23 protein-coding genes and 1 pseudogene are annotated in these 22499 nt (G+C 66.6%); 18 read left to right on the top strand and 6 right to left on the bottom strand.

All coding sequences use genetic code 11. The features are described 5' to 3' along the window. Positions 1 to 939: a sigma-70 family RNA polymerase sigma factor gene (locus ACWPXK_RS17025; protein WP_454197110.1), complete on the top strand. Its 939-nt coding sequence runs from the start codon at positions 1 to 3 to the stop codon at positions 937 to 939. Positions 940 to 1362: 423 nt separating this feature from the next. Here ACWPXK_RS17025 and ACWPXK_RS17020 read toward each other — a convergent pair whose 3' ends face one another. Beyond that, positions 1363 to 1755, bottom strand: a complete 393-nt coding sequence (locus ACWPXK_RS17020; RefSeq protein ID WP_454197109.1) for a hypothetical protein — start codon at positions 1753 to 1755, stop codon at positions 1363 to 1365. A 284-nt stretch (positions 1756 to 2039) separates the two neighbouring features. On the opposite strand from ACWPXK_RS17020, the gene ACWPXK_RS17015 reads away from it, so the two are divergent. From ACWPXK_RS17015 to ACWPXK_RS16960, 12 genes and pseudogenes are all read left to right on the top strand, one after another. Then, the gene (locus ACWPXK_RS17015; protein WP_454197108.1) at positions 2040 to 2606 is read left to right on the top strand and encodes a TetR/AcrR family transcriptional regulator; all 567 of its coding nucleotides are present in this window, start codon (positions 2040 to 2042) and stop codon (positions 2604 to 2606) included. Positions 2607 to 2913: 307 nt separating this feature from the next. Further along, the gene (locus ACWPXK_RS17010) at positions 2914 to 3213 is read left to right on the top strand and encodes a hypothetical protein (protein WP_454197107.1); all 300 of its coding nucleotides are present in this window, start codon (positions 2914 to 2916) and stop codon (positions 3211 to 3213) included. Then, positions 3179 to 3547 carry a hypothetical protein gene (locus ACWPXK_RS17005; RefSeq protein ID WP_454197106.1) on the top strand — a complete coding sequence of 123 codons (369 nt, stop codon included), beginning with the start codon at positions 3179 to 3181 and terminating at the stop codon, positions 3545 to 3547. Before ACWPXK_RS17010 ends, ACWPXK_RS17005 begins: the two co-directional genes overlap by 35 nt. A gap of 25 nt (positions 3548 to 3572) precedes the next feature. Further along, positions 3573 to 4562 (top strand): BtrH N-terminal domain-containing protein, encoded by a 990-nt coding sequence (locus ACWPXK_RS17000; protein WP_454197105.1) that lies wholly within the window; start codon positions 3573 to 3575, stop codon positions 4560 to 4562. Between the two features lie 371 nt (positions 4563 to 4933). Beyond that, entirely contained in the window at positions 4934 to 5551 is a 618-nt protein-coding gene (locus ACWPXK_RS16995) for a TetR/AcrR family transcriptional regulator (protein WP_454197104.1), read from the top strand. Positions 5552 to 5838: 287 nt separating this feature from the next. Continuing rightward, the gene (locus ACWPXK_RS16990; RefSeq protein WP_454197103.1) at positions 5839 to 7620 is read left to right on the top strand and encodes a CocE/NonD family hydrolase; all 1782 of its coding nucleotides are present in this window, start codon (positions 5839 to 5841) and stop codon (positions 7618 to 7620) included. Positions 7621 to 7716: 96 nt separating this feature from the next. Beyond that, positions 7717 to 8136: a DUF6069 family protein gene (locus ACWPXK_RS16985; protein WP_454197102.1), complete on the top strand. Its 420-nt coding sequence runs from the start codon at positions 7717 to 7719 to the stop codon at positions 8134 to 8136. A gap of 93 nt (positions 8137 to 8229) precedes the next feature. Then, positions 8230 to 8430, top strand: coding sequence for a hypothetical protein (locus tag ACWPXK_RS16980; protein WP_454197101.1), 201 nt, complete (start codon positions 8230 to 8232; stop codon positions 8428 to 8430). 624 nt (positions 8431 to 9054) lie between these two features. Next, positions 9055 to 9330: pseudogene (locus tag ACWPXK_RS16975) on the top strand (fumarylacetoacetate hydrolase family protein); the annotation flags it as partial. Further along, a complete protein-coding gene (locus ACWPXK_RS16970) occupies positions 9327 to 10286 on the top strand; it encodes an acetaldehyde dehydrogenase (acetylating) (RefSeq protein WP_454197100.1) in 960 nt (319 codons plus the stop codon). The pseudogene ACWPXK_RS16975 and the gene ACWPXK_RS16970, both read left to right, overlap by 4 nt. After that, positions 10283 to 11299: a 4-hydroxy-2-oxovalerate aldolase gene (dmpG, locus tag ACWPXK_RS16965; protein ID WP_454197099.1), complete on the top strand. Its 1017-nt coding sequence runs from the start codon at positions 10283 to 10285 to the stop codon at positions 11297 to 11299. Before ACWPXK_RS16970 ends, dmpG begins: the two co-directional genes overlap by 4 nt. Before the next feature lie 284 nt (positions 11300 to 11583). Then, a complete protein-coding gene (locus ACWPXK_RS16960) occupies positions 11584 to 12312 on the top strand; it encodes an IclR family transcriptional regulator (RefSeq protein ID WP_454197562.1) in 729 nt (242 codons plus the stop codon). Between the two features lie 553 nt (positions 12313 to 12865). Here the strand turns inward: ACWPXK_RS16960 and ACWPXK_RS16955 are convergent. After that, entirely contained in the window at positions 12866 to 13411 is a 546-nt protein-coding gene (locus ACWPXK_RS16955; RefSeq protein ID WP_454197098.1) for a carboxymuconolactone decarboxylase family protein, read from the bottom strand. Between the two features lie 139 nt (positions 13412 to 13550). Between ACWPXK_RS16955 and ACWPXK_RS16950 the strand changes: the two genes are divergently transcribed. Next, positions 13551 to 14402 carry an AraC family transcriptional regulator gene (locus ACWPXK_RS16950; RefSeq protein ID WP_454197097.1) on the top strand — a complete coding sequence of 284 codons (852 nt, stop codon included), beginning with the start codon at positions 13551 to 13553 and terminating at the stop codon, positions 14400 to 14402. A 134-nt stretch (positions 14403 to 14536) separates the two neighbouring features. On the opposite strand, the gene ACWPXK_RS16945 is transcribed toward ACWPXK_RS16950, so the two are convergent. Beyond that, positions 14537 to 15418 (bottom strand): TetR family transcriptional regulator, encoded by an 882-nt coding sequence (locus ACWPXK_RS16945; protein ID WP_454197561.1) that lies wholly within the window; start codon positions 15416 to 15418, stop codon positions 14537 to 14539. A gap of 690 nt (positions 15419 to 16108) precedes the next feature. On the opposite strand from ACWPXK_RS16945, the gene ACWPXK_RS16940 reads away from it, so the two are divergent. Next, positions 16109 to 16354 (top strand): hypothetical protein, encoded by a 246-nt coding sequence (locus ACWPXK_RS16940; protein ID WP_454197096.1) that lies wholly within the window; start codon positions 16109 to 16111, stop codon positions 16352 to 16354. 843 nt (positions 16355 to 17197) lie between these two features. Here the strand turns inward: ACWPXK_RS16940 and ACWPXK_RS16935 are convergent. The 3 genes from ACWPXK_RS16935 to ACWPXK_RS16925 form a co-directional block, all read right to left on the bottom strand. Then, on the bottom strand, positions 17198 to 17635 hold the full coding sequence (locus ACWPXK_RS16935) for a DoxX family protein (protein ID WP_454197095.1): 438 nt from the start codon (positions 17633 to 17635) through the stop codon (positions 17198 to 17200). A gap of 143 nt (positions 17636 to 17778) precedes the next feature. Then, positions 17779 to 17970 carry a hypothetical protein gene (locus ACWPXK_RS16930; protein WP_454197094.1) on the bottom strand — a complete coding sequence of 64 codons (192 nt, stop codon included), beginning with the start codon at positions 17968 to 17970 and terminating at the stop codon, positions 17779 to 17781. A 223-nt stretch (positions 17971 to 18193) separates the two neighbouring features. Then, positions 18194 to 18820 carry a TetR/AcrR family transcriptional regulator gene (locus ACWPXK_RS16925; RefSeq protein ID WP_454197560.1) on the bottom strand — a complete coding sequence of 209 codons (627 nt, stop codon included), beginning with the start codon at positions 18818 to 18820 and terminating at the stop codon, positions 18194 to 18196. Positions 18821 to 18936: 116 nt separating this feature from the next. Between ACWPXK_RS16925 and ACWPXK_RS16920 the strand changes: the two genes are divergently transcribed. From ACWPXK_RS16920 to ACWPXK_RS16910, 3 genes are read left to right on the top strand one after another with little or no spacing between them, the layout of a single operon-like run. After that, positions 18937 to 20310, top strand: a complete 1374-nt coding sequence (locus ACWPXK_RS16920) for a flavin-containing monooxygenase (protein WP_454197093.1) — start codon at positions 18937 to 18939, stop codon at positions 20308 to 20310. After that, positions 20307 to 21455, top strand: a complete 1149-nt coding sequence (locus tag ACWPXK_RS16915; RefSeq protein WP_454197092.1) for a serine hydrolase domain-containing protein — start codon at positions 20307 to 20309, stop codon at positions 21453 to 21455. Before ACWPXK_RS16920 ends, ACWPXK_RS16915 begins: the two co-directional genes overlap by 4 nt. Before the next feature lie 2 nt (positions 21456 to 21457). Then, on the top strand, positions 21458 to 22498 hold the full coding sequence (locus tag ACWPXK_RS16910; RefSeq protein ID WP_454197559.1) for an NAD(P)-dependent alcohol dehydrogenase: 1041 nt from the start codon (positions 21458 to 21460) through the stop codon (positions 22496 to 22498). Position 22499 lies beyond the last annotated feature (1 nt).

Raw genomic sequence — 22499 nt, 5'->3', positions numbered from 1 at the left:
ATGGACGCTGTCACCGTGGCGCGGTTCGAGGCCAGCCGGAATCGGCTGGCCTGCCTCGCCTACCGCCTGCTCGGCTCGGCCGCCGACGCCGAGGACACGGTGCAGGAGGCGTTCCTGCGGTGGCAGGCCGCCGACCGGGACTACGTCGAGGTGCCCGAGGCCTGGTTGACCAAGATCGTCACCAACCTGGCGCTCGACCGGCTCCGTTCGGCGACGGTGCGGCGCGAACGCGCGGTCGGCGCCTGGATGCCCGAACCGCTGCTGGACGGTGACCCGATGCTGGGCCCGGCCGACACCGTCGAGCAGCGCGAATCGGTGACTCTGGCGGTGCTGACGCTCATGGAGCGGCTGTCGCCGGTCGAACGGGCCGCTTACGTGCTGCGCGAGGCCTTTGCCTACAGCCACGCCGAGATCGCCGAGATCCTCGGCATCACCGAGTCCGCCAGTCAGCAACACACCCACCGAGCCCGGCGCCGGATCACCGCCGCCGGCAACCGCACCGGCATCGACCGCGCCGCCGCGCGTCGAATCGTGGAGGCGTTCGTGGATGCCGCCTCCTCGGGCCGGACCGAACGGCTGGTGGCGCTGCTGACCGACGACGCGACCGGCATCTCCGACGGCGCCGGGGGACTGGCCCAGACGCTGATCCGGTACTCGACCCCGCAGCGGCTCGCCGACGCGGTGCGGGCCGGTTTCACACCATCTCCGACCAAACGCAGACTCGCCGGTGGCTCACCCTCGATCCATGCCGGCGTGGTCAACGGCTGCCCGGCCATGCTGTTCACGCTCGACGACCGGGTCCTCGGTGTCGCGATCCTGGAGATCCGTGACGACAAGATCGCAGGCCTGCGCGGCATCGCCGCCCCACACCGACTCGGTCGCCTCACCCAGCAATGGCGCCGGCAGCAGCATGACCTCCCGCTGATCGAATCGTGGTAACCGGCCGTCCGACACTCGATCTCACGTTCGCCCCGTCAATTCCCGTTGAACCATTCGGCGAGCACCACGGCTTGGCCGTGGGTGGCCGGTGAGCAGGGTGACGTGGTGCTTGCCCGCCAGTTCGCGGAGGTGACCGATCGCCTCCCGGTGAGGTCAGGGCTGTGCGGCCGCGGGCACGTCCACACCCGCCGCAACCGATTCGGCCCCGCCGACACCGCCCGCACCGCCGAAGTCACCGAACAGTTCCTGACCGCGGCGACCACCGGCGACCTCGAAGGCCTGCTGGCGATCCTCGCACCGGACGTCACCTGGACCACGACAGCGGCGGCAAGGTCACGCGCTGTTGCTCACCGGCGCCCGGCAGGTCGCCGCGACCGCGCTAGCGGTGTTCGGGACCGCGCAGCGTGGATCGAGTCAGCGCCGTCAGGGCGCATCCAACACACTTGCCGGAACCCCATAGGGCAGAAACCGCACCCGACGGCGGGCATCGGTGTTGTCGCGATGCGCGCGTAAGGCCTCGAGCTCGCTCGGAAAGACCTGGTCCACCCTGGCCTCGCCGCTGTCATCGATGCTGTAGATCGCCCACACCCCGCTGCCGGTCTCACCGGTGGTCTCGCCCTCGGGTTCGGGTGGACGCGGCCGTTCCGGTTGGACGAACTGACCGAGCAGCGACGCCAGTGAACTGACGCTCGCGTGATCTACGCGATCCAGGTATACGCCGGCTTTCCCGAGCAGGTCGCGGAGCTCCGTTCCCGCTCCACGCAGTGCGCGTTCGAAATCTTCCGGATCGATGCCGAAAGGCCCGTTGGTTGCCATCGCGTGTGCTCCTGGGGACGAGTTGGGCGCTACGTCCTCAGTGTCCTCGCGCAACGCCGACTTCGCCACGCCGACCTCGCCCGTCCTCGACGCCGTCACGCTTTCCGATGTGCGGGCAATCTCACCGGTGGGTAGCCGCCCTCGGTACCTGTGTATCGACGACTTTCACCTTGAATAGGCCATCCCATCCGCTGCGGCTCCCTCGGAGAGGCGATGTGCCTGTGCCGAGCGACCGGCCCAAGCGTGGACTATAGGTACACACCAATGGTGTGTACCATTGGTGCATGCCGCTTCCTCGCTTTCACCGCCTCCCACCGGAACGACAACGCGCCATCATCGACGCCGCGAAGGTCGAGTTCGCGCACAACGGACCGGAACGGGCGTCGTACAACACGATCATCACCAACGCCGGCATCTCGAAAAGCTCTGCTTACCAGTATTTCGACGGGAAAGAAGACATCCTCGCGCTGGTGCTGTCGGACGTCGCCGATCGGCTGCGAGAGCAGTTGGGGGCATGGGTGGCGGCCGACACTTCCGACGCGTTCTGGACGCGCCTGCGCGAGAATTCGGCCGCGCTGGTCGGCTTCCTCCGGGACAATCCCCTGGACCTCGCGCTGGCCGACGCCGCCATCGCCCGCATACCTCCCGCAGCCGAGCAATCGTGGCTCGCTGCGGTGATCGGCAACGGCATCGAACTGGGCATTATCCGTACGGATATCGACCGCGGATTGCTGACCGCGGCGTCCGCAGCCGTGCTGCGCGCCGGTGACCACTGGGCGCTCACGAGCGGCGGCGATCCCGATCAGATCTTCAGCTTGCTGGCCGGACTGTGGGGACCTCGTCATGCGTAGCGACCTGCGAGCGGATTGGTCGATCCCGACGACACGGCCGGGATGGGCGGGGCGCCTGGAGCGGTTCATGGGCCCGGGGAAGACTCGAGCGGAGTCGGCGGTCGAATACACGGGCGGCGTCGTCTGCGTACTTCTCCTCGGAACATACTGTTGGACAGCGCTTTCCGGACGCAGCATCGCGGAAGTCGTAGCGCTCGCCGTCATTGCCTGCGATCTGGTCGGCGGCGTGCTCACCAACGCGACGAACTCGGCGAAACGCTGGTACCACCGCACCCGCTCAGCACGCGGCCGTCTGACATTCGTCGCGGTGCACACCCTGCACATCGCCGTGGTGGGTTTTCTGCTCCTCGGCGATCCGGCATGGTTCGTGGCCAATACCCTGCTGCTGCTCGGGTCCGCACTGCTGATCGAAGCCGTGCCGGCTGCACTGCGCCGCCCGGTCGCCATGGCGGCCTATATGACCGTGTTCCTGATCAACCTGATCGCATTACCGGTACCGGCGCTGCTGGCCTGGTTCATCCCGCTGTTCTATCTCAAATTGCTGATCTGCCATCTGATTCCGGAGGTCCCCGTTGGAACCGGACATCGTCCTCGCCCGAGCGTTTGAATCCGAACCCGGAATGTCCTGGGTCGGCCCCACGGCGATCCACCGCACCCTCGACTACTCTCGCGAAGCCGACCGCCGCAAACCGCCGCATGCCTGGACGCTCGAATTCATCGGCGCCGAGCACCCCGGACACGGCACCGGCCGCCGCCTCGTGGACCTGATCCTCGCTGGCCTCGAGGTCAATGGGTACAGCGTTGGACTCTCCCACCAGGGGAGGGTCCACCATGATGGCAGCGCTCTCTTCGTCGCCATCACGGAACGCGGGCTGCGCCCGCAAGCGCCCGTAGGTGAGTCGTATCTCGTCGGGCAGGCAGAGCACCGCGAGAAGAGCTGATGATCTGCACCCAGGAAGGCATGGCATGACCACGGTGATAAACATTGATGCCCGCAGTGGCCAGCACTGCGAAACGACAGCTCTGGGAGTGCTGCTGCGGCACCAGGGTCTCGATCTGTCCGAGCCCATGCTTTTCGGCCTCGGCTCCGGTCTGTCCTTCGTCTACTGGGACAGTAAGAACATGGGCTTCCCCTTCCTCGGCGGACGGGTCAAGCCTTTCGACCTCGCCAGAAACCTGGCCACCAGACTCGGGCTGGAGCTCCTGGTCCAGGAGACCACCTCCGCGCGCAAGGCTTGGGAGTACGTGGTTGCCCGCATCGACGCCGGCCACCCCATCGGACTGCAACTCGACAGCTACTACCTGGACTACTTCACAGCGAAGGTGCACTTCGGCGGTCATGTCGTCGCCATGTACGGCTACGACGACCACGACGCCTACCTGGTGGACACCGACCAGCAAGGCGGAACGGTATCCACCAGCCTGACCAGCCTCGCCGAGGCCAGGGCCGCGCGCGGCCCGATGACCGCCGAGCACCGGTCCTTCACCCTCACCGCTGCGAGGAACCTGCCCTCCCCACGGAGCCGGATCGTTCCCGCCATCACCGCCTGCGCCGACGCCTTCCTCAACCCGCCCATCGCCAATCTCGGCCACCGAGGCATCGAGAAGGCCGGCAAGCTGGTGCGCACATGGCTACAGCGAACCGACAACCCGCAGCGCGATCTACCGCAGGCCGCCCTCATGATGGAGAAGGCCGGCACAGGCGGCGCCCTGTTCCGCAACTTCTACCGCGACTTCCTCGCCGAATGCACCCAAACACTCGACAGCCGCCACCTGCGCACCGGCCACAGGCTGTACACCGAGGCAGCCACCCTATGGACAGAAGTCGCAGCACTGATCACACAAGCCGGTGAATCAGGCAATACGCAGTGCCTCGTACGGGCAGGTGCCATTCTCGGCGATCTTTCACGCATAGAGCGCGAGGCCATGCAGGCGCTGAGCCGCCTAGGGGAGTAAGCCCAATAGCCGCTGGCAGTGGAGCGGACGGTGCCGTCACGTTGAACGAGCTGTGGGGTGAGATTAACTGATTGCGTAACCACTTCGGCCTGCTCCCCGGAAGCAACCACCGAATCCATCTCGATTACCCAACCGTCGACACGAACTGGAGCCGACTTCCGCAGGCGGCGCAACTGACCACGTGGCGGCGACGCAATCGCGGCGGCCGGGCTGGCCGAAGAATCTGACCGATGCCGACCCAAGCCTTGCTGGGTTTCCGTGCATAGTTGCAATTTCACGGGGTACTGAAATATGTTTTCAGCAGGTGCTGAAACAGCATCAGCAGGCAATCACGCGAGCTCATGGAACGGGCAAAGGGGGACAGCGGGACAATGGCGGCACGAGCTGGAAGGGGTCCGCGTGGGGAACGTGGCGCGCAGGCGGACCGCATCCTGACGGCGGCCCGCAAGTCCTTCGCCGAGCGGGGCTACAACGGCACCTCATTGCGGTCGGTGGCTCAGGCCGCCGATGTGGATCCCAGCCTGGTGAACTACTACTTCTCCAACAAGACGGGACTGCTGAAGGCGGCGCTGGAGCCGCCGGATACCTTCGGTGCGGCCATTGCCGAGGCCGCCCAGGTGCCGCTGGAGGAGCGCGGGCGAGCCTTCGTGGAGGCGGCGCTGCGCATGTGGGACGACCCGGCCACCGCGGAGGTCCTGCGCTCGATCATCCTCGCGGCAAGTCACGAGCCCTTCGCCATGGAGCGCCTCCGCTCCGTCTTCTCCGCGCTCGTCCTGCAGATCGTGTCGGCGAGCCTTCCCCACGACGAGGCCGAGCTGCGCGCAAATCTGGTCTCCACGCAGATCGTGGGCCTTGCGATGACACGTTACGTCTGGGCGATCGACCGCATCGCCGACATCCCCTCAGAGCAGATCATCCGCCTGATCGCGCCGACGGTGCAGCACTATCTCACGGGCGCCCTGGGCGGGGACATCCCGGGAAACGCCTGACCGCAAGCGACTGCCCGGGACGCCCGCCAGCCCGCCTATTTCCAGCGCAGACCGCCGGTCGCCAGTGCCCCACACTCCACCAGCCATGGGATGACCTGCGCGGACGATGCGCCGGCCTGAACGTGTGCCCCGGTCGCGGCGAGCTCCCGGCGAACGCCTGGTAGGCGGCGACCGCGCCCCGGACACCCGATATTTTCACGGCATGTGGAAATTCCTCTTGCCCGCAGCGAGCGGGCACGCGTACGGTGAGGACAGTTAATTTCTATACACGTGGAAATGAAGGTGTCATGGCCCGATTCAAGGCTGCTGGAGTAGAGCCCGGTCAACGTCAGCTCAACGGACCGCAGACCACCGGTCGTCAGTACCACAACCTGTCCCCGGTTCTCCATGGGACGACCCGCGAGGACAATGTGCCCGTCCTGGTCCGCGACGGCACCCAGCTCCTGGCCGACATTCACCGGCCCGACGCGGAGGGCAGGTTCCCCGCCCTCATCGCGGCGGCCCCCTACCCCCGCCAGCTCCAGGACCTGGGCGCCCCCGCGGCCGTCATCGAGGCCGGTATCAGCGACTTCTGGGTGCCGCGCGGCTACGCCCATGTCATCGCCAACCTCCGCGGCACGGTCGGCTCCGGCGGCACCTACACCTTCTTCGACGAGCAGGAGCGCAAGGACCTGTTCGACCTGGTCGAGTGGGTCGCCGGGCAGCCCTGGTGCGACGGGAAGGTAGGCATGATCGGGATCAGCTACTACGCCATGAGCCAGTTGGAGGCAGCCACCCAGCGCCCGCCACACCTCGAGGCCCTGTTTCCTTTCAACGTCACTGTCCAGGTCCGGGAAGCCGCCTACCACAACGGCCTGTTGAGCGGGTCCTTCATTACCCCCTGGATCCATTCGCTGGGCGTCCTGTCCGCTCACGGCGACCGCCTTTACCGCAAGGGCCTGTCCCGTCTCCTGCGCCGGTTCCTCGCCATCCCCGCCGTCCACCGGCGGTTCACCCGGATCGACGGCATCCAGGCAACCCGCGGCCTGCGGCTGGTCAGCCGCTTCCGCCACGACCCCCACCCATGGAACGCCCTGCTCGAGGCAGTGGCCACCGATCACCCCACCCGGGATGCGTGGTGGGACGAGCGTGACCTGACCGGACTGCTCGCCGATGTCGACATACCCGTCTACCTCGGCGGCGAGTGGTCCAACGTCCCCCTCCACCTGACCGGACTCTTCGAAGCCTGGGACGCCCTCGCCCACAACCCGCACGTGCGCATGGCCATGCTCGGGGAGCACAGCCTGCCCTGGCCATGGGAAAGCATGCACATCGAGGCCCTCGCCTGGTTCGACCACTGGCTCAAGGGCCAGGACACCGGCATTCTCGAAGGCCCTGCCATCCGCTACTGGCTGCCCGGGGCCGAACAATGGCGCACCGCCGACTCCTGGCCCCCGCCGGCCACCCACACCGCCCTGGCCCTCAACGCCGACGGCTCCCTGACGCCCGGCGAGCGGCAGGGCGAGCGCAGCTACGCCACCGACGGCGCGAACGCAATGCCCGCACAGTTGAGTTGGACCAGCGACCCTCTTCCCGGCGACATCGACATGGTCGGCCACCCCGAACTACGGCTCACCGCCACCAGCAGCGCGACCGACACGGCATGGATCCTGCTCCTGCAAGACGTCGGCCCGGACGGCACGGCCACCGACATCACCCAGGGCTGGCTGCGCGCCGGCATGCGCCACGTCGACGAGGACGCGAGTGAGACCGGCCGCCCCGTCCTCCCTGCGCGGGCGCAGATCCCTATCCCTCCGGGCGAGCCGGTCGACTACCGCATCCCGCTGGTCGCCAACGCCCGCCAGTTCCAGCGTGGGCACCGCATCCGGTTGATCCTCACCAGCGACGACAATCGCAAGGACTTCCAGCCCATGCTGCTGTTCGGTCACGCCACCGTCGGCATGGCGGGCGTCAACACGGTGCACTCCAGCTCACGCCTGCTCCTTCCGATCCTGCACCGCGAACGGACGGAACGCCCTCCGGCCGCGACGAGCCGCCGGTCCGCTCGTCTCGATCACTCCTCCCGGTGAGCCCCCAGCCCGAACGTGTGGGGCCTCACATACCCCTGTTCGCCGCGGCGCCCCCGCCCCGGCAAGACCGTCCCAACCTCTGATCGGAGTGCTCTGATGACCACGACCTCCACCCGCCAGGCCAGCCCGAGTCTCCTGTGTTGCGCATCCGCGATCGGCGGCGCCGTCCTGGTCACAGCCCTGCTGTGGGCCGCAGCCCGCAGCCTCGGCGTCGAACTTCGCGTCGATACCCGCAACGGACAGCCGGCCCAGGTCGTCGGCCTGCCCCTCGTCGCCGGCAGCACGCTCGTCGTCTCCCTGCTCGCCTCAGCGGCGCGGAAGTGGCTGGACCGGTTGACCGACCGGGCCCCAGCTGCCTGGACCCTGTTGGCCGCCACCGTGTTACTGGTGTCGCTCGCGCCCCTGACGTACATCCAGGCATCCGGCAGCGCCAAAGCCACGCTCGCCCTGATGCACCTGGCAGTCGCCGCCGTACTCGTTCCGCTCCTGGCCCGCGGAAGAAAGGGCGGAGCGTGATCCGGCCGCCGGCCCATGCCGCGCGCCACCCCGACCGCCCCGCCGTCCGGCTCGACGGTGCCACCCTGAGGTACGCCGAAGTCGACGAGGCGAGTGCCCGAGGCGCATCCCTCCTGCGCAGCGCCGGGGCGAACGCGGGCGACCGGGGTCGGCCTGATGCTGCCGAACCTGCCGGCGCTCGCCGTCCTGTACCACAGCATCCTGCGCGCCGTCGCCGTCGCGGTGCCCATGAATCCGCTGCTGAAGACGCGGGAGTTTCTCGACCATGGCAGTACAGAGAGGTCGGCAAAGTAATGCAATGCCATGTCACAGTCCACTTCCCGGGTTGGCCGCCGATGCACTACCGCGCCGATTCCGTAGCAGCGCACACTTTTGCGATGGCACTGTATGAAATTGGAGTGGCAACAATTCAAATCGATCAGGATATGCGCGAAGCATTGCAGCCCATGCCTTGTCAGCGGCTCTGGCGATGAACAACATGACTGATGCCGCCTGCTGCCGCATCTGATGGGCCTCGGCCGGAACCAAATCCCTTGGCGTGCCACCAGCTCGACAGCTCTTCGAGTCCGGTTCATTCCGGCAAATGCGCCGCATCGCACGAATCGGTAGATCATGGAATGCCGAGACGCGCACGGCTGTCGTGGCCGACTCGCGCATGACCACGAGTCGACGATCGGTGACGTTGACGGCGTCGCGCCGTCCGGGTACATCTCGGGAAACGCCAAGTCTCGATGCGGAAATCCGGACGACTTTCTCGACTGCGCGGTGGGCGACCTGTGGTCGAGTTCGGCTCACCGGAACTCGATCGTCGCCACGCTGCACATCGATGGGTCACGGTATGCCCATGTCCTTCGTAATCAACAGCCCGGGATCCGGGCCCGGTGTTGTCGAGGCTGCCGCGGCACGCCTCATCCAGGGATCAACGGTCGGGAAGTGTCCACCGGCACCGGCTCCGCCTGCCTCGACGACCCACTCGAAGCCCTGCGGTGGCTCGCCCGGACCGCCCGAGAATTCGGCGATCCGCTACGGGCCGGCCAAATCATCCTCTCGGGCGCGCTGGGCCCGATGGCACCAGTAGTCGCCGGCGATCACGTCACCGCCGAGATCAGCGGCTTGGGCGTGGTCCAGGCCCGCTTCGCAGCCAGCGCAACCCCCGGCAAGGCCACCAGCATCCACGCAGGAGAGACAGCATGAACCACGACGGCAAGACCAAGGTCGCCGTCATCGGGTCCGGGAATATCGGCACCGACCTGATGATCAAGGTGCTGCGGCTCTCGAAGCACCTGGAGATGGGCGCCATGGTGGGCATCGACCCGGACTCCGACGGGCTGGCACGCGCGGCCCGCTTCGGGGTACCCATCACGGCCGACGGTGTCGACGGCCTGATCGACATGGCCGGATTCGACGACATCGAGATCGTCTTCGACGCGACGTCGGCCAAGGCGCACGAGGCCAACGCGGCCGAACTGGCGCCGTACGGCAAGCGGCTCATCGACCTCACCCCGGCGGCTATCGGACCGTTCGTGGTTCCGGCGGTCAACATCGAGGAGCACATCGACGCCGCGAACGTGAACATGGTCACCTGCGGTGGTCAGGCGACGATCCCGGTCGTGGCGGCCGTCGCGCGGGTTGTGCCCGTCGCGTACGCGGAGATCGTGGCGTCCATCGCATCGAAGTCGGCAGGCCCGGGCACGCGCGCCAACATCGACGAGTTCACCGAGACCACTTCGCATGCCATCACCAGCGTCGGGGGAGCGGAGCGCGGTAAGGCCGTCATCATCCTCAACCCCGCCGAGCCCCCGTTGATCATGCGCGACACCGTCTTGTGCCTCGTTCACGCCCCCGACGAGGCCGTCCATGCCGAGATCACCGCATCGGTACAGAAGATGGTCGGCGATGTGGCCGCGTATGTGCCCGGGTACCGGCTCAAGCAGGCGGTCCAGATCAACCCGATCCCGGATGGCCAGCCGGTGCACACGTTGCTGCGCGAGGGCACCGACACCGTGCCCACCCATCAGGTCTCGGTGTTCCTCGAGGTCGAGGGCGCTGCCCACTACCTGCCGGCCTACGCCGGAAACCTCGACATCATGACCTCTGCCGCGGTGCAGATGGCCGAGCGCATCGCCCAGCGGAAGGAACAAACCCGATGACCGCCAACCTGTTCATCCAGGACGTGACGCTGCGTGACGGCATGCATGCCGTCCGGCACCGCATCACGCCGGAGAATGTCGCCGCGATCGTGGCCGCGCTCGATGCCGCCGGTGTCGATGGCATCGAGGTCGCGCACGGTGATGGCCTGGCCGGCGGCTCCCTGAACTACGGCCCCGGGTCCAACACCGATTGGGAGTGGATCGAAGCCGCCGCGGCCAATATCGAGCACGCTCGCTTGACCACGTTGCTATTGCCGGGAATCGGCACCATCGATGACCTGAAGCAGGCGTACTCCCTCGGCGTCCGCTCCGTCCGCGTGGCCACGCACTGCACCGAGGCCGACGTCTCCGCGCAGCACATCGCCACGGCCCGCGAGCTCGGCATGGACGTGTCCGGCTTCCTGATGATGAGCCACATGGCCCCGGCCGGCGAGCTGGCGAAGCAGGCGGCGCTCATGGAGTCCTATGGCGCCCACTGCGTGTATGTCACCGATTCCGGGGGACGGCTGACGATGGACGGGGTTCGCGACCGCGTTCGCGCCTATCGCGACGCGCTCAGCCCGACGACGGAGATCGGCATTCACGCGCACGAGAACCTGTCGCTGTCGGTTGCCAACTCCGTGGTGGCGGTCGAGGAAGGAGTGACCCGGGTCGATGCGTCGCTGGCAGGCCATGGCGCGGGCGCAGGCAACTGTCCCATCGAACCTCTCATCGCCGTCGCCGACCTGTACGGCTGGAAGCACGGATGTGACCTCTTCGCGCTTCAGGATGCTGCCGACGACCTCGTTCGTCCATTGCAGGACCGGCCGGTCCGCGTGGACCGCGAGACCCTCACACTCGGTTATGCGGGTGTCTACTCGAGTTTCCTGCGCCACGCGGAAGCCGCCTCCGGGCGATACGGCATCGACGTGCGTGACATCCTCCTCGAGGTCGGCAGACGTGGGCTCGTCGGCGGACAGGAAGACATGATCATCGACATCGCCTTGGACCTGACGGCCGCCCCGAGCTCATAGGGAGGAAGGCGGCATGCCCACTCGCTCACTGCCACTCGTAGGTACCGCGACCGAGTGACAGGCGCATCGAGACGCTGCCCTCGTTGAGGCGCCACCGATGGACAACGAAGGTTCGCAGACCCGCCGTGACGAAGGGATCCGCTGACGCGAGGGCGGTTGCCTCGGCGGAGGCGCGTAAGGAAGGCGTCACTGAGATACTGGTGGCCTGCTTGATCGAGGGGCGTGAAGTGCCTGATTCCGCAAGGCGTGCCGAGCCGGATCCGGACACAGTGCTGGGCAAGGTGATGTCAGTGCTGCACGCGTTCGGGGTCGAGGACCACGGAGTCGGTTTCGCCGAGTTGCAACGGCGTACGCGGCTGCCGAAGGCAACGCTGCACCGCATATTGGGCGATCTCGAGTCGACACGCCTGCTGGATCGGGTCGGCGGTGCCTATCATCTGGGCGGTCACCTTTTCGAACTCGGCATGCGGGCCTCGGTCGAACGAGGCCTGATCGAGGCGGCCACACCCTTCCTCGAGGACCTCTACGAACGCACCCACGAGTTGGTGCACCTCGGGCTCCTGGAGAGCCGCGAGGTGGTGTACGTCGCGAAGATCGGTGGCCACCGGCAGGTGCGCTCGCCTTCCCAACTGGGCGGCCGGATGCCCTTGCACGCCACCGCCATCGGCAAGGCGCTGCTGGCCCATGCTCCCGCGGACGTGCGGCGGGCGGTTCTTGCGGAACCGCTGGCGCGACTGGCGCCGCGGACGATCACCGCACCAGGGACGCTCCGTAAACAGCTCGATGACGTGGTCGAAAGCGGGATCGCCTTCGAGTTCGAGGAGTCCGCACTAGGCATTGTGTGCGTCGCCGCGCCGGTGCTCGACGCCGACGAGCGGCTGCTCGCGGCAGTCAGTGTCACCGGTCCGGTAACCCGTTTCCGCCCGCGGCAGCACGCGGCGTCGGTGCGCGCTGCCGCGGACGGCATCGCAGCGACCCTGGCACGGCGCGATGCACTCCGCAAGCGGGATTGACATCGTCACCGCGCGGCACACAGCACAATCCATATCGGGTGTTGTTCGCGACTCCGGCGAGTCGTACAGAGGTACGGGGCCGATATCTCGGCCCGCGGCGTGCGACGCCGGGCCCGGCGCATCTTCGTGCCGCGATGGCTGCAGGCCCTGCACTGGCATTACTCCCTTGCCTGCGAGGGTTTTCGTGTTGTCCTGCGGCGCGAGGGTATGTCTGTCGGTTATCGAGCGCGTCGAGCCATGTCGCGAACACAGATCGGCCGCGGATGGCGTAGCCGAACGGATAACGGTCACCGTCGCCCACGCCGATCGGCCCGCCCGAGAACGATGACGAGGTTGGCGTCGAGCAAGCGGTCGTCGCCGATCGGGCTGGTGGTGACTCCCGAGGCGGGGCGGGCGCACGTCCGAATGGATGCGCGCCCGCCGCGGAGCGATCTACGACCTCGGCGCCCCTGCTTGCCACGTCGAGCCGATCGCCGCGATGGTCAGGGCTGCCATCCACGCCATGACGTCGGCGGGATGGGAGCATCCGGTCGGCGTCGGCACCGTTGGAACATCAGCCGGCCCGCCGCAGACTCACCGTGGGGAAGTCGACCGGGACTGCGAGGGCGACGTTGATGTAGTTGGTGAACAGGTTGAGCCCGACCTGCCCGATGACTTCGACGATGTGCTCATCGCTCCAGCCCTGGTCACGAACTGCCTGCACGTCCTCTGCCGTGACCTGGCCGCGCTCTTCCACCAGCTTCAGTGCGAAGCCGAGGAGTGCCGCCGTGCGAGGGTCATCGGACTGGCCCGTCTGCGCGGCTTCCAGCGCCGCACGGCTCACCCCGGCCTTGCCTCCGAGAGCGGTGTGCGCGGCCAGGCAGTACTCGCAGGAGTTTCGGTTGGCGACGGCCACGGCGATCTGCTCGCTGAGCGCCGGACCCAGAGTACCGCCGCCGAAGGCGCCGAACGAAGCCCACATGCTCGTCAGGGCGGCAGGCGAGTTCGCGACAGCTCGGAACATCGCGGGGACGGTGCCGAACGCGGCATGGATACGATCGAGCTGGTCCTTGACGGTTCCGGTCGCGGACTCGCGCTCGACAAGGGGGACAAGAGACATGGAGTGCTCCTCGGGTCGTGATTCGGACGACGCCCGCAGTGTCTCGCCGGGCGACGTACTCTCAGACTGCCTGGACCACTTGGACTGATTGAGTCATATCATCTCGATTTCCTACCCGATCGTCTGTCATCCTTGGTTTGTGACTTCCCTCGACCAGCTTTCGCCCCTACTCGAACGCTTCCGGGTGCGAACCCGCCTGTTCCATGCGGGACCGTTGTGTGGCGTAACGACCTTCGACGCACAACTAGGCCGAGGCTTTCTCCACGTGCTCCGATACGGTGAGATGGAAGTGACGCACCGAGGCGTCAGCGGTCGGCTGGAAAAGCGACAGATCGATAAGCCCAGCCTGCTGTTCTACCCACGCCCGCTGGAACACGCCTTCCACAACGCACCCACCGAGGACTCCGAGTTCGCCTGCGCGACACTCGACTTCGACGGCGGCCCGCACCACCCCCTGGTACGCACGCTCCCTCCCGTGATCGTGCTCCCGCTGAACGCCGTCAGCACCCTCGAACCAGCGCTCGATCTGCTCTTCGCCGAGATCGACAATGTGCAGTGCGGCCGAAAAGTGCTGGCCGATCGGCTCTTCGAAGTCGTCCTCATCCAGCTGTTCCGCTGGATTCTCGACCACGCCGACGAGCTTGCGCTGCCCACTGGGCTGCTGACCGGGCTGTCCGATGAAAGCCTCGCCCGTGCACTCGTCGCCATCCACGAGTCGCCTGGGCGGCCTTGGACGCTCGCCACGATGGCGCGCGAAGCGCGCATGTCCCGCAGTTCCTTCGCTGCCCGGTTCAAAGAGATGGTGGGGCAGCCCCCGGCCGAGTACCTGACCGGGTGGAGGATCACGGTCGCCCAGGACCGGCTTCGCGCCGGCGCCTCAGTTGCTCGCACGGCCGCGGAACTCGGGTACGCCACCCCTCCGGCGTTCTCGCGGGCGTTCACGCAAAGAGTGGGATGCTCACCACGCGCATGGTTGGCGACTGCCCGCTGAATCATCCGCAGGCATGAGCCCCGCCATCCGTTGTCGCCAGCGCGGTTCGGCAATAGCCGATATCGCGTTCATTACGCCGGGCCGGGGGCGTGGCGCGAATAACTGACTCAGCAGCCCTCCCGATGGCTTCTGGGCTATGACGGCTGGGGTCGTGTGTGTCCACGCATGATGTCGACGGCGAATTGCGCGTATTCGACGGCGATTTGGTGGCGAGAGATGGGACCACCGGGGCGGAACCACTGCGGGAGGGAAGTGCACATGGTGGAGACAGCGCGGGCGGCTTCGCGGGGGTGGGGGGTGGTGAATTCGCCTGCCCGGATGCCGACGGCAACTTGATCGTCGATCATTCGCTGAATGTCGGTGCGCAGAGCGGCGATTCGGGAGCGGTTGGGTTCGTCGAAGCTGCGCATTTCGCTCGCGCCGATGAACGCGAGGTCAGCACGGTGCGTGTGGAACAGCGCGAGGGCTTCGACCATGTTGGCGAATCGTTCGACCACGGTGACACCGTCGTCGCGGGCTGCCGGAATTCGCCAGTGCAGTTCGGACATTCCGAGGTCGAAGATGGCGACGAGCAGGTCCTGTTTACTCCGGTAGTAGTGGTAGACGCCGGCGACGCTCATACCGGCGTTCGCCGCGATGCTCCTCATCGTCGCGCCGTGGTAACCGGTTTGCATGAATGCGGCGATCGCCGCGGCGAGAACAGGATCGAGGATCAGAGGCTCAAAGCTGCGCCACGTTTGCCCGTCACCGGCCGAACGTGCAGGCGAGGGGTCGGTAGCGTCGGCAGCTGCTGTTGGGCGGGCGGTGAGAATATCGACGGTGGAGACACCGAGTTCGGCAGCAATACGGTCGAGTCGGTCGACGGTCAACGGTGTCTTGCCGTTCTCGATGGCGCTGAGGGTTCCAGCACTGACGTCGATCTTGCGCGCCAGTTCGCGCAGCGAGACTCCAGCCGCCATCCGAGTCCGGCGCACCAGATTGCCCGCACCGGTGTCGCCCGCACCCCCACCGACCATCGCCTGTTCAGTCATACTGAACATGCTACATCAGCTTACCCATGCCTCTGCATAAATAACCAGGAAAGCTTGACAGTTTCCTGAGATGCTGTGAGCATGGTCACTGCCTGAACAGTAGGCTAGCGAACGTACGGTGCGTGTTCAGCCTACTGGTGAACGGAAGGATGCGCGATGGCTGAGGTGCCGGCCCTTCTCGGCTTGCTCGACGACTCGCCGACGAACCGGGATAAGGGGCGTACGACTGCCGAGGAGGTCCTCCGGCGGGCTCGGGAGATCACCGCGCGGACGGTATTCACCTGGCAAGACGTGGAAATCTCGCTCCAGTCGCATCTGGAGGCTTTCGTCACGCTTTCCGGTCTCAGTACGAGGTGCGTGCCGCCCCCGCAGCATCCGGCCCAGCCTGGCGCGGAACCCGCTTCCGTGGTGTCTCTTGGTGCGCACGACTGGCGATCCGGCCGCCCACGAGCGGGACTGCCGCGAAGAGACCTTCGCCACCATTCGCCGGTTCGCGCACCACCAGCTTCGGAACGGCGAACACGTCGATCCGATCCTCGAGCTTGCGGCAGCCGGGCCGCGGGTTGCTGACGTCGTTCCCAGCAGACAGGTAAGTGCGGTTCGCATGTTGCTGTCACTTGCTATCGCTGCCATTGCCGGAGGTGCCTCACACTGACTTGAAAATAAGGACTGAGCATGTATTTTCCCGAAATAGATATCAACAGAGCCGGTTTTCACGCGGCTATGGAAGCCCTGGTGATGGACGATCCTCACCCCAGTGATGATTTTCAAGATTGTCCCTCCCACTGGATGCGGAGGGCGCTCTACGCCTATGAATGGGCGAAACGGACCTTCGTTACTCAGGAGCTTCCACGCCCAGGCGAAGCGCGTGAAGCTGTCCTACTTCATGAGGCCAGGGAGCAAGAAGGACGGACACCGTGATGACTTCGTGGTGTTGAATTCCGAAGATCGGAAGCCACCTACGCCGTGCGAAGCTGTTGATGCACGCGACAATCTCTGTGCTGAACCACATTTGGCCGCTCCTGCCGTCGGCCGCTTTCGCTGCGGCGTTCTCGATACGGCTTTCGTCGGTCGACAGTGGCTGTGCCTCGGAGCCGTCCATCGAGCGTGGCTGGTTGTAAAAACGAAATCGGCCTCAGGCCTGACCTTCCGATCGGCTCCGAGCAGTAGTGCGGAGACATTCACTTCGGCGGTGGAGTCGGCCCAACCGATGACCGCATCGATACGACGTATCGCTGCGGGCAAGGTGAGGTTCTGTCCGCGCGACAGCATCGGAGACGTCACGGTGTGAAACCTTATTGGCGCACCAATTGCCCTGTCCCGGAATGGATGCGGAGAGGGTGAGCACCGCAGTCCGTTCACAACAGGTGACTACTCGATCGTGGGGCGCGCCCGGCGCACGTCGTTGCGCGACAATTTCCGCCGATTGCATCGCTCGTTCGTTCAACCAGCCGGCAGGCATCCGGCCACGTGCATCGGCGCCCGCCTGGACAGGGGACGGACGAGTTGGCCGACCGCCGCACTACCGATCGATCCGATGGAAGTTTTGGACGCACCATCTGGGGCGGGCCTGGCGCACGGCCTCGGTGAGTCGTTTACGCCCCGACGCGACGACGGCCACCTGGAGCGGCGCCCGGGCCGGGCCGCCGCGGACCAGATGGCCGCTGGATCGATCGCCGCCAACCCGACGGGCGATCGATCCGAGAACGTACGACCGGCGATCGGTGGGTGGGCCACCGATCGCCGGTCGTACTTATGGATTTGTCATCGCGAGAGCGAGTTGCGCAGATCGGTGATGGTGGCGCGGCGCTCGTAGGCGATCCAGGCGAAGATCGCGGCGAGCACCAGTGGGAAGATCCCCATCACGGGCTTGTCGGCGATGAAAACCTGCGTCCCGGCGGCGAGCACGGTGAGAACGGACAGACCCGCGGCAGCCAGGGCACTCAGCCGTGGCACCATCAGGCCGATACCGCCCGCGACCTCCACAACTCCAATGAAGATGAGCAGCCCGAGGGGGATGGTCAGATTCTCGGGGGCGTTGTCCATCAGGGCGTTCGGCATAACGATCTTCGGCCCGCCGGAGGCGATGATGAAGAACAAGCCGAGCAGGATCTGCAGGGTCCACAGGGCGCGGTTGCGGATCTTGCCGGGACGGTCGGTGACGTCGTTGGAGAAGGTGGCGGAGGCGTTGGCGGTGGTCATTTCTGGTCCTTCTGGTCGGTCGCGCCGGGTTGGTAGCGCGTTCAACAGATAGGACGGAGCACCGTCCGAGGACTCATCGCTGTCCGCGAAGATTTTTCGGAACCGCTGCCAAACGCTCCCCGGCCCGATCCGGACGATCACTATCACCACAGCATGATGAACGGCCCGTATTCCGCCACGCGGGCCCAGTATCCGCAGGGGCCCACATCTTGCGGGATGGTCGCGCATTCGGGGTGGCCGATGGCCGCGAAGGCCAGGGTCGCGAGCATCGGAATCGCAACGGCCACACCGAGTACGATCGCCAGGCTTCCGATGGGGCGGTAGAGGACTGCCATGCGGTCAGACCCTAATGCGCGGCCGGGGGGCACCCACGTTGTGCAACTTTTCGACGGAGTACACCCACACTGCAGGGATCGGGACAGCCCGACCGATGAGCAGGCGGTGTTCACCGCTGTGGTGTCAGTGCCGCCGGCTGCGGGATGCTCGCCGAGGGGTGACCGGCGCGGGCCACGGCTGTCTCGCAAGCCGCAGTGTCGGACTGCTCTGACCCGAGGGCGATCAGCGCTCCGGCGCCTGGAGGGCGGGGAACCAGATGCCGGTGAGCACTTCGGCGGCCTGTTCAGCGGACACGTCGATGGTGCCCTGCATGGCCCAGCGGGTGAAGAAACGCTCCAGCTGTGCGACGAGCAATTCGATGCGCAGCCGCGCCTCGTCCCGGCGCTCGGCGGGCCAGCGGGAGAGAAAGTCCGGCATGCTGTCGGCCAGCGTCATGATGCCGTCGCGCGCCACCGCGCGGAACTCGGGCTCGAGCGCGGTCGCCTCGTCCCAGGCGGGCAGCAGATCCTTGTTCGCGAAGAACCAGTCGATGGCACGAGTCATCCACTCCGCGAACGCTTCTCGTGATCCGATGGTGAGTACTCGGTCGAGGTCGGCGTAGAACTGCCGGACGCTGGCCAGGGTGCCCGCCTCGGCGATGGCGCGCAGCACTTCCAATTTGCCGGTGAAGTGCAGATAGAAGGTTGCCCGGCTGCAGCCGACGGCGGCGGCGATGTCATCGACTCGGACGCCGGAGTAGCCCTGCGTTTCGAACAGGTGGCGCGCGGTGTCGACGATGCGCGTCCTGGTGATGCGCTTCTGTTCCTCTCGCAGCGATCCGCGGCGGGCCACGGGCGGTTCGGTCGGCATGGACACGATGTCTAGACTACACGCAAATTCACTAGACGCCGTGTCTAGTTAATGCTACTTTGTGGTTCAGGTCACGTCGGTGGTCGCCGACAGCTGTGGCCGGTCAGGAGCTGTGCATGGATACACGCGAATTGCCCCGGGTGTGCGTCATCGGCGCCGGACCGTCGGGCATCACCACCGCCAAACGCCTAGCCGAGTACGGCATTCCGTTCGATTGCTACGAAGCATCCGACGAGGTCGGCGGCAACTGGTATTTCAAGAACCCCAACGGTATGTCGGCCTGCTACCAGAGCCTGCACATCGACACCTCGAAGTACCGGTTGCAGTTCGAGGACTTCCCGGCGCCCGCGCACTGGCCCGACTTCCCCCACCACTCGCAGCTGCTGCAATACTTCAAGGACTACGTCGAGCACTTCGGCATCCGCGACCGAATCCGCTTCAACACGCTGGTCACCGCCGCCGAACGCGATGCCGACGGCCTGTGGACAGTGACGACGAGCACCGGCGAGACCGATGCCTACGACGCGCTGATCGTGTGCAACGGCCACCACTGGAACCCGCGATTCCCCGACTACCCGGGCGAATTCGACGGCGTGCTGATGCACAGCCACGCCTACAACGACCCGTTCGACCCGGTCGACATGCGCGGCAAGCGGATCGTGGTCGTCGGCATGGGAAATTCCGGCCTGGACATCGCCACCGAACTCTCGCAGCGATTCATCGCCGAGAAGCTGTTCGTCTCTGCCCGGCGCGGCGTCTGGGTGCTGCCGAAGTATGTGAACGGCCAAGTGGGAGATCGGCGTTCGATGCCCGCCTGGATGCCGGCGAAGATCGGATTGAAGCTGCGGCAGCGGTTCGTGCGCAAGTACCGCGGCGAGATGCAGAACTACGGCTTGCCCGCGCCGGATCACGAACCGTTCGAGGCGCATCCGTCGGCGAGTGAGGAGTTCCTGCACCGCGCCGGCTGCGGCGACGTGGAGTTCAAGCCCGCGATCACCCGGTTGGCCGGTGACCAGGTGCATTTCGCCGACGGCAGCGTCGAGCGGATCGATGTGGTGCTCTGTGCCACCGGCTATCACATCAGCTTCCCGTTCTTCACCGATCCCGCGTTGGTTCCCGACGCGGCCAATCGATTCCCGCTGTTCGAGATGATGATGAAGCCGGGCGTCGACAATCTCTTCTACCTCGGGCTGGCGCAGCCGCTGCCGACGTTGGTCAACTTCGCCGAACAGCAGACCAAGCTCGTCGCCGCCTACCTGATCGGTCGCTATCATCTGCCGCCGCGCGAGCAGATCGACCGGCAAATGCGCGAGCAGGAATCCCGGCGCAGCGGGCGGTATTACGATTCGCCGCGGCACACCATCCAGATCGAGTTCGAGCCGTATGTCCGCGAACTGATGAAGGAGATCGCCCGCGGTGCCAAACGGGCTGCTGCGGCGGGGAATACGCTGCCGGTTCCCGCTCGGGCGGCGCTGGGGGTGCGGCGATGAGCGGCGCATCGGGGTTCTGCCACGACGAATTCGCCCAGGTGCGAGCGGTTTTCGACAAGCACCTAACCTTAGGAGCCGAACTCGGTGCGGCACTGTGCGTCACGGTAGACGGCGATCCGGTGCTCGACCTCTGGGGCGGCCACGCCGATCGCGAGCGGACCAGTCCGTGGCGGGCCGACACGTTGGTGAACGTCTTCTCGGTCAGCAAGACCATGACCGCGCTGTGTGCGCTGCTGCTGGTCGATCGCGGCGAGCTGGACGTCGACGAGCGTGTCGCCCACTACTGGCCGGAGTTCGCCGCCAACGGAAAGGCCGACATCGCGGTCAGGCACCTGCTGTCGCACACCTCGGGGGTATCCGGCTGGGAGCGGCCGATCGAGCTGGCCGACATCTACGATGCCGAGGCCGCCGCCGCGCGGTTGGCGGCGCAGGCTCCGTGGTGGGAGCCGGGCACAGCATCGGGCTATCACGCGCTGAACTACGGCCACCTCGTCGGAGAACTTGTGCGCCGCCTCACCGGTATGTCGCTCGGGCGGTTCTTCGCCGCGGAGCTGGCCGGACCGTTGGGCGCCGACTTCCACATCGGCACCGGCCCCGAGCATGCCGACCGGATCGCCACCCTGATACCGCCGGAATTGCCCGAGTTCGGCCTGGCGACGCTGGATCAGGACAGTGTGCTCATCAAGACACTCACCAGCCCGCTGCTCGATATCGCCGAGACCGCGACCCCGGCCTGGCGCGAGGCCGAGATCGGCGCGGTCAACGGGCACGGCAACGCGCGTTCGGTGGCCAGGGTGCAGTCGCTGATCTCATGCGGGGGAGAGCTGGGCGGGAAGCGGTTCCTGTCGCCGGACACCCTCGACCTGATCTTCCGGCAGCAGTCCGAGGGCGTCGACCTGGCATTGCTGACCCCGCTGCGGTTCGGCATCGGCTACGGCCTCCCATATTCGCAGACTGCGCCGCATGTGCCCGACGGGCGCGTGTGCTGGTGGTCCGGTTACGGCGGGTCGATGGTCGTCAACGACCTGGACCGGCGAATAACCTTCGCTTACACCATGAATCGAATGGCGCCCCGGCTGATCGGTTCCGATCGATGCGATGCCTATCTGAAGGCGGTCTTCGGCGCGGCGGGTGGTCGGCGATGACGATGCGTGCGATGCAGCTGACCGCACCGGGCACACTGGAGCTGCGGACGGTGCCGATCCCTTCTATCGGGCCCGATGATCTGCTGCTGCGGGTCGGTGCAGCCGGGATCTGTCATTCGGATTCCTTCGTGCTCGGCCTGCCGTTCCCGTTGCGCGAGGATCCGCTGACGTTGGGGCACGAGATCGCGGGCACCATCGAGGCGATCGGCGCCGACGTCGCGGGCCGGACGGTCGGCGATCGCGGCATCGTCTACCTGTGCTGGTCATGCGGGAAGTGTCGGGAATGCCTGCGCGGTAACGAGAATGTCTGCCTTGCCGCGGGCCGGACGGCGATGCCCCCGTGTCCCGGGCTCGGCCCCGACGGCGGCATGGCCGAATACGTGCGGATTCCCGCGAGTTCGTTCATGCCGGTCGGTGAATTGGATTTCGCGCAGGCCGCGCCGCTTGCCGACGCCGCCCTCACCCCGATGCACGCCATCCGCGGCGCCTGGGACCAGCTGTGGCCGGGCGCCACGGTCGTCGCCATCGGCATCGGCGGCCTCGGGCACGTGGCGGTGCAGATTCTCACCGCGATCACCGAGACCAGGATCGTCGCCGTCGATGTCGCCCCGGACAAACTGGCGCTGGCCACCGAATGCGGCGCCGATATCGCGCTGCTCGCCGGCGACGACACGGCGGCGGCGATCCTCGACCTCACCGGCGGGCGAGGCGCCGAGGCGGTATTCGACTTCGTCGGCTCCGACGCGACCGCGAAGCTGGCCGTCGAAACCGTCGCGCCCAACGGTGCGTACCGGATGGTAGGACTGGGCGGCGGCGTGCCGGGGATCGACGCGGGCCCGGCCGGTGGGCCCGGGCTGCCGTGGGGCGCGACGGTGCGCAAGTCCTACGGCGGCACCCGAGCTGATCTGGCGGCGGTCGTCTCACTGGCCCGCGCCGGTGCGGTGCGGGCCGAGGTGGAACGTTTCGACCTCGCGGCCGCCCGCACCGCCTTCGACCGACTCGACGCAGGCACGATCCGCGGGCGCGCGGTGCTCATTCCATAGT

Source organism: Nocardia sp. Marseille-Q1738 (genome assembly GCF_965283145.1).
This window is presented reverse-complemented; position numbering and strand designations above follow the sequence as displayed.